Origin of the sequence: Pseudomonas sp. TH37 (assembly GCF_016650735.1) — a bacterium.
Lineage (GTDB): Bacteria > Pseudomonadota > Gammaproteobacteria > Pseudomonadales > Pseudomonadaceae > Aquipseudomonas > Aquipseudomonas farris.
In genome coordinates, this window is sequence record NZ_JAEKFD010000001.1 from 288835 (window position 1) to 301025 (window position 12191).

11 protein-coding genes are annotated in these 12191 nt (G+C 59.5%); 4 read left to right on the forward strand and 7 right to left on the reverse strand.

Annotated elements, in window-relative coordinates; genetic code table 11:
- The first annotated feature begins 43 nt into the window (after positions 1-43).
- The gene (locus JFU11_RS01375; protein ID WP_201059468.1) at positions 44-3514 is read left to right on the forward strand and encodes a PAS domain-containing hybrid sensor histidine kinase/response regulator; all 3471 of its coding nucleotides are present in this window, start codon (positions 44-46) and stop codon (positions 3512-3514) included.
- A 117-nt stretch (positions 3515-3631) separates the two neighbouring features.
- Here the strand turns inward: JFU11_RS01375 and rmuC are convergent, their stop codons facing one another.
- Together rmuC and JFU11_RS01385 are read right to left on the reverse strand one after the other, a co-directional pair.
- Complete coding sequence (gene rmuC, locus JFU11_RS01380) at positions 3632-4996, reverse strand: DNA recombination protein RmuC (RefSeq protein ID WP_187326434.1); 1365 nt, start codon at positions 4994-4996, stop codon at positions 3632-3634.
- A gap of 175 nt (positions 4997-5171) precedes the next feature.
- On the reverse strand, positions 5172-5495 hold the full coding sequence (locus JFU11_RS01385) for a sel1 repeat family protein (RefSeq protein WP_201121214.1): 324 nt from the start codon (positions 5493-5495) through the stop codon (positions 5172-5174).
- Positions 5496-6498: 1003 nt separating this feature from the next.
- Here JFU11_RS01385 and JFU11_RS01390 point away from each other — a divergent pair.
- The 3 genes from JFU11_RS01390 (at position 6499) to JFU11_RS01400 (ending at position 8896) form a co-directional block, all read left to right on the forward strand.
- On the forward strand, positions 6499-6723 hold the full coding sequence (locus JFU11_RS01390) for a hypothetical protein (protein WP_007898912.1): 225 nt from the start codon (positions 6499-6501) through the stop codon (positions 6721-6723).
- Positions 6724-6998: 275 nt separating this feature from the next.
- The gene (locus JFU11_RS01395) at positions 6999-7481 is read left to right on the forward strand and encodes a hypothetical protein (RefSeq protein WP_038979731.1); all 483 of its coding nucleotides are present in this window, start codon (positions 6999-7001) and stop codon (positions 7479-7481) included.
- Positions 7482-7627: 146 nt separating this feature from the next.
- Complete coding sequence (locus tag JFU11_RS01400) at positions 7628-8896, forward strand: outer membrane protein transport protein (RefSeq protein ID WP_201059473.1); 1269 nt, start codon at positions 7628-7630, stop codon at positions 8894-8896.
- 89 nt (positions 8897-8985) lie between these two features.
- On the opposite strand, the gene JFU11_RS01405 is transcribed toward JFU11_RS01400, so the two are convergent.
- From JFU11_RS01405 to JFU11_RS01420, 5 genes are all read right to left on the reverse strand, one after another.
- Complete coding sequence (locus JFU11_RS01405; RefSeq protein WP_201087334.1) at positions 8986-9537, reverse strand: redoxin domain-containing protein; 552 nt, start codon at positions 9535-9537, stop codon at positions 8986-8988.
- Between the two features lie 56 nt (positions 9538-9593).
- Entirely contained in the window at positions 9594-9716 is a 123-nt protein-coding gene (locus tag JFU11_RS28255; RefSeq protein ID WP_007898919.1) for a hypothetical protein, read from the reverse strand.
- Positions 9713-10921: an MFS transporter gene (locus tag JFU11_RS01410; RefSeq protein WP_123720761.1), complete on the reverse strand. Its 1209-nt coding sequence runs from the start codon at positions 10919-10921 to the stop codon at positions 9713-9715. Before JFU11_RS01410 ends, JFU11_RS28255 begins: the two co-directional genes overlap by 4 nt.
- A gap of 52 nt (positions 10922-10973) precedes the next feature.
- A complete protein-coding gene (locus tag JFU11_RS01415; RefSeq protein ID WP_095051845.1) occupies positions 10974-11378 on the reverse strand; it encodes a MarR family transcriptional regulator in 405 nt (134 codons plus the stop codon).
- Positions 11379-11456: 78 nt separating this feature from the next.
- Positions 11457-12191, reverse strand: coding sequence for an adenosylcobinamide-GDP ribazoletransferase (locus JFU11_RS01420; RefSeq protein ID WP_201059477.1), 735 nt, complete (start codon positions 12189-12191; stop codon positions 11457-11459).

Here is a 12191-nt window from a genome sequence, read left to right on the forward strand (position 1 = left end):
CCTGACCGGGCGGAGTCCCGGATGTCTTTTGTCTGGAGTTCCCATGTCGCTGTCCATCGGGCTGATCGCCACCGTCGCCCTGGCCTATATGGCCATCCTGTTCGCTATCGCCTTTTACGGTGACCGGCGCAGCGCGCCGTTGCCGCCACGGGTGCGCGCCTGGGTGTACAGCCTGTCGCTGGCCGTTTATTGCACCAGTTGGACATTCTTTGGCGCCGTGGGCCAAGCGGCCGAACAACTCTGGTCATTCCTGCCGATCTACCTCGGGCCGATCCTGCTGCTGGTGTGCGCGCCGTGGGTCCTGCAAAAAATGGTGATGATCAGCAAACAAGAGAACATCACCTCCATCGCCGACTTCATCGCCGCCCGCTACGGCAAATCCCAGTCGCTGGCGGTGGTGGTGGCGCTGATCTGCCTGGTCGGCGTGTTGCCCTATATCGCCCTGCAACTCAAGGGCATTGTGCTGGGCGTGAACCTGCTGATCGGCGCCGGCGCTGACGCCATGGGCACACGCGCGCAAGACACGGCGCTGATCGTGTCCTTGGTGCTGGCACTGTTCACCATCGTTTTCGGTACCCGCAACCTCGATGCCACGGAACACCACCGCGGCATGGTGTTGGCGATCGCCTTTGAATCACTGGTCAAACTGTTCGCTTTTCTCGCGGTCGGCGCGTTCGTGACCTACGGCCTGTATGACGGTTTCGACGACCTGTTCGACCAGGCCATGCTCGCCCCGCGCCTCGAAGCGTACTGGAAAGAAACCATCAACTGGCCGTCCATGGTGGTGCAAACCGGCGTGGCGATGATGGCGATCATCTGCCTGCCCCGGCAGTTCCACGTGACCGTGGTGGAAAACATCGACCCTCAGGATCTGCGCCTGGCCAAGTGGGTGTTCCCGGCCTATCTGGCGCTGGCGGCGTTGTTTGTCGTGCCTATCGCGCTGGCCGGTCAGATGTTGCTGCCCAGCTCAGTGCTGCCGGACTCATTCGTCATCAGCCTGCCTCTGGCCGAATCTCACCCTGCCTTGGCGATGCTGGCGTTTATCGGCGGTGCTTCGGCGGCGACCGGTATGGTGATCGTGGCCAGCGTGGCGCTGTCGACCATGCTTTCCAATGACCTGCTGCTGCCGTGGTTGCTGCGGCGCAACAACGCCGAGCGGCCGTTCGAAGTGTTCCGCCAGTGGATGCTTTCGGTGCGGCGGGTGAGCATCGTGGTCATTCTGCTGCTGGCCTACGTCAGTTATCGACTGCTGGGCTCCACCGCGAGCCTGGCAACCATCGGCCAGATCGCCTTCGCTGCCGTCACCCAACTGGCCCCGGCCATGCTCGGCGCGCTGTACTGGAAACAGGCTAACCGTCGCGGCGTGTTCGCAGGGTTGGCCGCAGGCACGTTCCTCTGGTTCTACACGTTGGTGTTGCCGATCGCCGCCAAGAGTCTCGGCTTGCCCCTGAGCAGTTTTCCGGGCCTGGCATGGCTGCAAGGCAACCCGTTGAACCTGCCGATCACGCCACTGACTCAAGGCGTGGTGCTGTCCCTGGCGGGCAACTTCACCTTGTTCACCTGGGTCTCGCTATTGTCACGCACACGGGTTTCGGAGCACTGGCAGGCCGGCCGCTTCATCGGCCAGGAGATCAGCGCCCGACCCAACGCCCGCTCGATGCTGGCGGTACAGATCAACGACTTGCAGCAACTGGCCGCCCGTTTTGTCGGCGAGGAGCGGGCTCGTCAGAGTTTCCTCCGTTTCGCCTACCGTCAGGGCAAAGGCTTCAACCCGACCCAGAACGCCGACGGTGAATGGATCGCCCATACCGAACGCTTGCTGGCCGGTGTACTCGGCGCTTCCTCGACCCGGGCGGTGGTAAAAGCCGCCATCGAAGGTCGGGAAATGCAACTCGAGGACGTCGTGCGGATCGCCGACGAAACCTCGGAAGTGCTGCAGTTCAACCGCGCCCTGCTGCAAGGCGCCATCGAGAACATTACCCAGGGCATCAGCGTGGTCGACCAGTCGCTGAAACTGGTCGCCTGGAACCGGCGCTACCTTGAGTTATTCAACTACCCCGACGGTTTGATCAGCGTTGGCCGGCCGATTGCCGACATCATTCGCTACAACGCCGAGCGCGGTCTGTGCGGGCCCGGCGAAGCGGAAGTGCACGTCGCCCGCCGCTTGCACTGGATGCGCCAGGGCCGCGCCCATACCTCCGAGCGGCTGTTCCCCAATGGTCGAGTGATCGAGCTGATCGGTAACCCGATGCCCGGCGGCGGTTTCGTCATGAGCTTCACCGATATCACCGCGTTCCGCGAGGCCGAACAGGCGCTGACCGAAGCGAACGAAGGTCTCGAGCGACGGGTCACCGAACGGACCCACGAGCTGTCGCAACTCAACGTTGCCCTGACCGAAGCCAAGGGCACCGCCGAATCGGCCAACCAGTCGAAAACCCGTTTCCTGGCTGCCGTCAGCCATGACTTGATGCAACCGCTGAACGCCGCACGACTGTTCTCTGCCGCCCTCTCCCACCAGGAGGAAAACTTATCCAGTGAAGCCCGGAAACTGGTTCATCACCTGGACAGTTCACTGCGCTCGGCCGAGGACCTGATCAGCGACCTGCTGGACATTTCCCGTCTGGAAAACGGCAAGATCAACCCTGACCGCAAGCCCTTCGTGCTCAATGAGTTGTTCCATACATTGGGCGCCGAGTTCCAGGCACTGGCGCAGGAACAGGGGCTGAAATTCCGTGTTCGGGGCAGCGCGTTACGGGTCGACAGTGACATCAAACTGCTGCGAAGGATTTTGCAGAACTTCCTGACCAATGCCTTCCGCTACGCCAAAGGCCCGGTGCTGCTCGGCGTTCGGCGGCGCAACGGTGAGCTGTGTCTGGAGGTCTGGGACCGTGGACCGGGCATTCCGGAAGACAAACTGCAGGTGATTTTCGAAGAGTTCAAACGCCTCGACAGCCACCAGACCCGAGCCGAGAAAGGTCTGGGCTTGGGTCTGGCGATTGCAGATGGGCTGTGTCGCGTGTTGGGTCATACCTTGCGCGTTCGCTCCTGGCCGGGCCGCGGCAGCGTGTTCAGTGTCAGCGTGCCGCTGGCTCGGGTACAAACCGCGACGCCGGCCAAGACCGCCGAACTCAATGGCCATTTGCTCAGCGGCGCGCAGGTGCTGTGTATCGATAACGAAGACAGCATTTTGATCGGCATGAATAGTTTGCTCACGCGCTGGGGTTGCCAGGTCTGGACCGCGCGCAACCGTGAGGAATGCGCGACGCTGCTTGGCGACGGGATGCGTCCGCAATTGGCGCTGGTGGATTATCACCTGGACGATGGCGAGACCGGGACCGAGTTGATGGCGTGGTTGCGCACGCAACTGGGCGAGCCGGTGCCGGGGGTGGTGATCAGTGCCGATGGACGGCCAGAGACGGTGGCCCAGGTGCATGCGGCGGGCCTGGATTACCTGGCCAAACCGGTGAAACCGGCGGCGTTGCGGGCGTTGTTGAGTCGGCATTTGCCGTTGTAGGGTGATGATTGAGGTCTGTGTTGCCTTCGTAAAGATCGCAGCCTTCGGCAGCTCCTACAGGATCGGGTTTCCACGCGGTCAATGTAGGAGCTGCCGAAGGCTGCGATCTTTTGCTCTTTATTCGGGGAGTTCGGCCAAACCATCGACATCCGTCATCGCCCGCTCCAGCAGGTCCGCCGGCAAGCTCTTGCTGGCCCGCGCCCCGAGCAACTTGAGCTGCTCGCTGCGACTGACAAGGTTGCCGCGGCCTTCCGTCAGCTTATTGCGTGCAGAGCTGTAGGCTTTGTCCAGTTGTTGCAGGCGATTACCGACCTCATCCAGATCCTGAATAAACAACACGAACTTGTCGTACAGCCAACCGGCGCGCTCGGCGATTTCCCGGGCGTTCTGGCTCTGGCGCTCCTGCTTCCACAAGCTATCGATGACCCGCAAAGTGGCCAGCAACGTGGTTGGACTGACGATCACGATATTGCGGTCGAATGCCTCCTGAAACAGCGTCGGCTCAGCTTGCAATGCCGCAGAAAACGCCGCTTCGATCGGGACGAAAAGCAAAACGAAATCCAGGCTGTGCAAGCCGTCGAGCCGCTTGTAGTCCTTGCCGGCCAAGCCTTTGACGTGAGTGCGCAGGGACAGCACATGCTGCTTGATGGCGATCTGGCCGATGGCATCGTCCTCGGCCGCTACATATTGCTGATAGGCCGTGAGGCTGACCTTGGAATCGACCACGACCTGCTTGTCGCCGGGCAGGTAAATAATCACATCCGGCTGGAAACGCTCACCGTCCGGCCCCTTGAGATTGACCTGGGTCTGGTACTCACGCCCCTTCTCCAGCCCCGCGTGCTCAAGCACCCGCTCGAGAATCAGTTCGCCCCAGTTGCCTTGGGTTTTCTGTCCTTTCAAGGCGCGCGTCAGGTTGGTGGCTTCGTCGCTCAGGCGCAGGTTCAGTTGTTGCAGCCGTTCCAGTTCCTTGGCCAGGGAAAAGCGCTCGCGGGCTTCAGCCTGATAGCTTTCCTCGACGCGTTTTTCGAACGACTGGATACGTTCCTTCAACGGATCGAGCAACTGCCCCAAACGTTGCTGGCTGGTTTCGGCAAAACGCTGCTCACGCTCGTCGAAGATCTTGCCCGCCAGCTCGGCGAATTGCGCGCGCAGCTCGTCCCGCGAGCCTTGAAGGTCGTTGAGGCGCTGCTGATGGCTTTCCTGCTGCTCACGCAGCTCGGCATTGAGGGAGGCGGCCTGCGCGTCGAGGCGGCGCAACTCAGCCTCTTTGCCGGCGCGTTCGATGTTCCAGGCGTGGGCCGCGTCGCGGGCATCGTCGCGTTCGATCTGGAGCAGTTCGACTTCACGGCGCACGGCGGCCAGATCGGCCTGTTTGGCGGAGTTGGCCTGGCTCAGGTCGGCGATTTCATCACGGCAGGTATCAAGCTGAGCATTCAAGCCGTCCTGCGTCAACTGGGCGATGGCAAGGCGCTCTTCCAGCAGCGCCAGCTCGGCCTGCCCCGCACTCGCTCGACGCTGAAGTTGCCAGGCCAGTACCAGTAACGGCAGCCCAGCGCCCGCCAGCCCCAGCAATGCGCTGGTCAAGTCCATCGCCATAGCCACTCCTGCCGATTAGTTAAAGCGTGAAGGTTAACCAAGGCGTCAGGTCTTGGACAGCTCAGTCTTCGGTCAGGCCCAGTTCCTGTTGCGCGCGTCGGTCGCCCGCACGCGCGGCCTGACGCAACAGTTCCTGGCCAATTCGGCGATCCCGTGCGTTACCGCATTCGCGGCACATCAGCTGGCCGAGACGGCTTTGCGCGGCCACCACGCCGTCCCGGGCAGGCTGCTTGAGCAAGCGTCCGGCGAAGTGTTTGACGTTGGAGTTTTCGCCCAGGCGCGGGCTGTCCAGCAGCCACTCGGCCACCCGCATCGAAAAGCGCTTGGGAGGGGCAACACTAGGGGATGTTGAGGCAGCAGAGATTGATACTGAGCGAAACTTCATAAAGCACTGTGGGGCAGATCGGAAGGCGCGCCACTCTACTCTTTTTTTCGTACAGGTAAAGTCGAAAAAAGCCTGCACGCCCGTCCTAGAGCAAGCGCTTGGGACAATCCACAGAAGCTGTGGATAACTCAGTGGACAACCGTCTTTGAACTCGCGCAAAGCCCTGTGGAATGGGGCTCGCAGTCAAACTGACGATTTTTTCACCAGTAAAAAAAAGCGATGTTTTTCATTGACTTAAATTTTCGTTACAGGCACCCACTCCTGTTGAAGCCAGGATGACAGTGGGATGACAGTCCGCGCAACTTATGTGCACAAGTACCTGCGAGGCGGTTATATCGATGCGCTTTTTCGGCGCGTTTTTCCGTAAAGCCTGGGGATAAACCCGGGCAACCCGCTCTACAGATTGATCCTGGCTCGATCGTCCTCTCGGATCAACGGTCGGGTTCTGGGCTATTACGGGGCGCCGGGTCTGCCGGTGACCCTGTCGGTGGTCTTCGAATCGCTCAGCCGGGACTAGTCGACAGGCACCCCAGCGATCTTTTTTGCGATCCGGCTTCCCTTTGGCAATTCAATCCGTTAGTATCCGCGGCGTTAGTACCAAGCTGAAAGTCAATTCTGGTCGAACAAATCCCCCGGTCAGCCTTCCCTAAGAGAAGCCTCCACCGACAAAACGGGATCGACCACCTCGATGGTTTCCAGGTAAATCTTGCACCAACACAGCCTTTGAATCGAAAGCAAAGGGTGTTGCCAAGCTCACTTACTCTGACCGAACCAGCCTGCAAATTGATCAGGATCTTCACCCCGGGCCCAGAACCTTTGCCCTTGATGTGTTGCCTGCCCTCCTAAGTACCTACCTGCCAGCCCAAGCGCGCCAACTTATCAGCGCTTCAAACTGGCTGCTTTGTTCCAGTCGGGTTCTTCGTTCGACCAATGGTGGTCGTCGTCACTGGAACGTTTTAACTTTGCACGGTTCTTATCCGTGTCGCTTGTAGGAACACCAATTATGTCCACTCAAATCCACACTCAGGATGCCATTCGCACCCTAACCAACGCTTTTGCTCCAATGAACTGCCTGATCATGGCCGCTCGCAAAGGCTGCTTCAGCTTCACTCTGGTCAACGAACACGGCATCGCTCGTCACAGCGAACGCCTGTACCCGGATCAATACTCCAGCGCAGAACCGCTGCAGGCTGTGATCGAGCGTACTCGCCAGGCACTGGTTGCCTGAGACGCCAGAAAGGCTGAAAACCTCAAAAGCCCTGCTGAAAAGCGGGGCTTTTTATTGCCCGATATTTCTCATTTCGTGGCCAACGACTAAGCACCAACCGATATAACGGTTATAACTCGAAGCCGGAAATATTTTAAAAACAGTCCTTTACAGCGAAATAATGACACTACACTTCAACTCAAGCGGCTTGATCCGCTTCCGGCGAGCCTGAATCGATCCACTGCTGCCAAGGCCCCCTTCAGGTATCGCCGACCACTTGATGTTTCGAGGGCTTTATGGGAATCGCTGCCAGCGAACTGTGTCGTTATGTGATCCGTCCGACGTTGATCTACCTCGGACGCCATAGCGCAACTGCCGAATCCCTGCTGCTGGGCATTGCCGCCAGTCAGTCAGCCCTTGGGTCAGCCTTGCACGACCGCCGTGGACACGGCCTGTACCGAATCGCCGAACCCCGCCACCAGGCCCTATGGGATCACTATTTGGCCTTGGACCCGGATCGCGCGAGCCTGGTCCGCGGCCTGGCCAGCCAGCATGCTTTTCTCAGCGGGCCGCATCTGGAATTGACCGTCAACCTGCGTTACGCCACTGCCATCGCCTGGCTGCTGGTAGAAGAACAGAACACTCCCCTCCCCGCCTCCGATGACCTGTTGGGAATGGCCCGAATCTGGCGCCAGACTTTCCAGCCCCAAGGTCGTCTGCGAGATTTCACCTACGCCTGGCAAACCTGTGTTTCATCGTTGAATCAGGTCGCCTGCTGACCCACCCATTTCCGAAGATCGCGTAACTTGTCGCGATTTTGGTCGGATTGTCCTACAAAACCGCTCTAAATCAAGCGATACAGGCTATAGCGCCCGGACGAAAATGTTGGTAATTTTCGCCCCGGTGATCACCAGGAGTTCTAATAATGAAAAAAGTAATGCTCAAAACCACCCTTAGCCTCGCCGTTACGTTGGCATCCACCCAGATCTTCGCAAGTGGCTTTGCCCTCAACGAACAAAGCATCAGCGGGATGGGGACAGGTTTTGCCGGGCGATCTTCAGCTGCCGACGACGCATCCACCGTTTTTGGTAACCCTGCCGGCATGTCTCGCCTCAAGCGCGAACAAGTGACAGGTGGTGTTGCATTTATCGACGCGCACGCTGATATCAGTGATACGAGCTCCAGTCCGAATGGTGGTACCAACAAAGGTGACATGGTCCCTTTCATGGGCGTCCCCATGGGCTATTACGTAAAGCCAATCAATGACCAGTGGGCAGTCGGTTTCGGCGTCTACGCTCCATTCGGCCTGGTGACCGACTACGAGAACGGCTTCGCCGGCAAATACTTCGGCAGCAAGAGCGAAGTAAAAATCGTAACCCTGCAGCCAACCGTCAGCTACGCCTTCAATGACAAGGTGTCGATCGGTTTCGGTCCGACCATCAACCGCATTGACGGCACCCTGGAATCGAATCTGTCGCTGAACCCGCTCGCTGCGGACGGTAACGTCAAGATCAAGGGTGACGACACCGCGCTGGGTTACAACATCGGCATCATGGTTCAAGCCACCGACAGCACTCGCGTCGGCCTGACCTACCACTCGAAAGTAAAGTACAAGCTCGAGGGTGACACCAAGGTCAACTACAACCTCCTGGGGGCCCTTGGTCAGAACCCGAGCCAGAAGTACGACGCGTCGCTGGACATCACCACGCCTGAGTCGGTCGACTTCTCGGTTACTCACCAGCTGGACGACAAATGGACTCTCTACGCAGGCAGCACCTGGACTCGCTGGAGCCGCCTGAAAGAAATCTCCGTTGAGAACAGTGGCGTTCCTGCCGCCCTGAACGGCCGCTTCGGTACCATCACCGAAGAACAGAACTGGCACGACACCTGGGCTCACGCCATCGGTGCTTCGTACCAGCTGAACAAGCAATGGGTCCTGCGCACCGGTCTGTCCGTCGACCAGGCACCAACCAACAACGAAAACCGCTCTCCACGCATTCCGACTGGCGATCGCAAGATTTTCAGTCTTGGTGCTGGCTGGAGCCCGACCGACGATCTGACCATCGACGTTGCGTACTCGTACCTGCGCGAAGAGTCGGTCAAGGTCAACAACAGCAACGGCCGCCAGAATTACAGCGCCGAGTATGAAAACTATGCGAATGGTTTCGGTGTTGGCGCGACCTACCGCTTCTGATGATTCACGACGAGCCTGAACCATTGGCTGCCTGAATTGAAAAAGCCCCGCACTCTTGTACAGAGGCGGGGCTTTTTAGTGGCCGTCGATCAGGGTTTCGAGGCCAGGGCTTTCTCAACCGCCTCGATGAACTCGGGATTGTCAGGTTTGGTCAGGCTGGAGAAATTGGCGATCACCTTGCCCTGGCGATCGACCACGTACTTGTAGAAATTCCACTTCGGCGAACTGCTTTGTTCAGCGAGAACCTTGAACAAATGCGCTGCGTCATCGCCGCGGACTTTCTGTGGTTCGGTCATGGTGAAGGTCACGCCGTAGTTCACGTAACAGACTTTGGCAGTCTCTGCGCCATCTTTGGACTCTTGCTTGAAGTCATTGGAAGGAACACCAATCACCTCAAGCCCTTGATCCTTGTAACGCTGATACAGCGCCTCAAGGCCTTTGAACTGGGGGGCGAAGCCACAGAAGCTCGCGGTATTGACCACCACCAGCGGCTTGCCGGCGAAGCGCTGGCACAGATCAATGGATTCCTTGGCCCGCAGCTTGGGCAATGAGCCTTGTAACAACTCCGGGCATTCTGCCGCCTGGACCAACCCGGCAAAAGCCGTCAGCAACGCGGGGACTGCAAGCCAGCGCATCAGCATGTCGGTGCATCCTTGAACAATCGTCAGAAAACGAAATTACTCGCCTTCGCCGCTCGCTAGCAAGCACCCATGCCCAACTGCATCAATGCCAGGCCACCCTGATGCCAGCCCCACCACGCCAGGGCCAGCAGCAGTACGCCGATGGCGATTACAGCCATCCGCGGCCAGAGACTGTTCATGCTGCACTCATCCGGGTTTGCAGACGCGCCACCGGCTGCTCGCGCACCGGCCAGTTCAGGGCTGCGGCCACCAGACTCAAGAGAATTGCCACCTGCCAGATCAAGTCGTAGCTCCCGGTTCGGTCATACACCACCCCACCCAACCAGCCACCGAGGAACGAGCCGAGCTGGTGGAAGAGGAAAACGATCCCACCGAGCATGGACAAATTCCGTACACCGAACAAGGTGGCCACCGTGCCGTTGGTCAAGGGTACCGTCGACAACCAGAGAAAGCCCATGGCCATGCCGAACAGATAAGCCGTGACCTGGGTGACCGGTGCCCAGAGGAACAGCACAATCACCACCGCCCGCAACAGATACAGACCGGTGAGCAGGCGCGGCTTGGACATCCGCCCGCCGAGCCAGCCTGCTGTGTAGGTGCCGAAAATATTGAACAGCCCGATCAGCGCCAGCACCGTGGTGCCGACGGAGGCTGGCAAGTGCTGGTCCACCAGATAGGCCGGTAAGTGCACGCCAATGAACACCACTTGAAAACCGCAGACAAAAAAACCAAACGCCAGCAGCCAGAACCCTGAATGGGAACAGGCTTCGCGCAGCGCTTCAGAGAGGGTTTGCTCGTGTCCGAGAACCGGCAGCGGTTTGTCTTTGAGCATGCTCACCAGCGGCACGATCAGTGCCACGATCAGGCCCAGCACCAGCAATGCCGCGGACCAGCCAAGCCAGCCGATCAGCCCCAGCGTGCCGGGCAACATGGCGAATTGACCGAAAGAACCGGCGGCGCTGGCGATCCCCATGCCCATGCTGCGTTTTTCCGGCGGCACGGCACGGCCGACCACGCCGAGGATCACCGAGAACGAGGTGCCTGACAGGCCGATACCGATCAACAGGCCGGCGCTCAAGGACAAGGTCACCGCCGAATCGGACAGCCCCATGAACACCAGGCCCAAGGCGTACAAAACACCCCCGATCAACACCACCTTCGCGGCGCCAAAGCGGTCGGCCAGTGCACCGGTGAACGGCTGCGCCAGGCCCCAGATCAGGTTCTGCAAAGCAATGGCGAAGGCAAACACTTCGCGGCCCCAGCCGAATTCGGCGCTCATGGGCGCCAGAAACAGCCCGAAGCCGTGTCGCACACCCAGGGACAACGCCAGAATCAGCGCACTCCCCAACAGAACCCAACCGCATGTACGCCACATTGATGTCATTCTTGTTCTCCAGTAGCGGGTATATACCCGCTTAAGATCGAACAAACTGGCCTCAAGCCAGTTCGTCCAACAGTTTCAGCAAGATTTCGCGCTTCTCGGCACCCAGACGGTCAATCAACCGTTGCTGCGCCGCTTCCCAGGCCGGCAAGGCCGCTGCCAGACGTTCGCGCCCTGTCTCGGTGAGCAGAACGATACGATTGCGCATGTCCTCACCCTCAACCAGCGTCACCAGACCTTCGCCTTCCAGCACTCGCAGATTGCGCCCGAGGGTGCTGCGATCCAGGCCCATGGCTTCGGCCAGCGACGAGATGCTCGGCTGATCCAGACGCTGCAGATTGCACAGCAGAGAATACTGGGCAACGTTGATCCCGAAGCCGTCGAGGGCGCCGTCGTAATGCCTGCTGACGCCACGAGCGGCGCGACGCAGGTTAGTGCACAAACATTGAGAAGGAAGCATAGTGCGTGTATATACCCGCGGTTAAATGAAAGCAAATTTTTTGAAACATATTACCGTAGGAGCGAGCGCCGCTCGCTCCTACAACATCAATGCCAGCCCCACCAGCACCGCCACCTCCAACAATTCCAGCAACGCCCCTGCCGTATCGCCCGTCGTCCCGCCCAATCGTCGCACCATCACTTGCCGCAACCAGACAAACACCGCCGCCGCCAATACAAGCGCCCACACCCCGCTGAGGCCAGCCATCAGCACACAGGCCACGGCACTGATCGCCAACACCTGCTGACCGGCCAAACGCGGCAGATGATCGGCCAACGCCTGCCCCAATCCACCGGGACGTACGTAAGGTGTGGTGAGGAATAACCCCAGTAACGCGCTGCGGCTAATCAATGGAACGATGATCAAGACCACGCTGTGCTGCTGCTCGATCAACGCCAGCAACGCGGCGAACTTGAGCAGCAACACCAAAACCAGTGTCACCACGGCGATCGGCCCGCTGCGCGGGTCTTTCATGATGGTCAGGGTGCGTTCACGGTCGCCGTAACCCCCGAGCCACGCATCGGCGCTATCGGCCAGGCCATCCAGGTGCAACGCACCGCTGAGCACGGCCCAAACGCTCAGCAGCAGTGCGGCATGAAGCAATAATGGCGTGCCCAGCAATAGCCAGTTCAGCCCCCACAGAATCGCGCCGAACAGCAAACCGACCAGCGGATAAAACAGCAACGACCGGCCCAGCTCCTCGGGCGTCGGCATGCCCGGCAGGCGAATCGGCAGGCTGCTCAAAAATTGCAGGGAGATCCAGAACGGCAACAT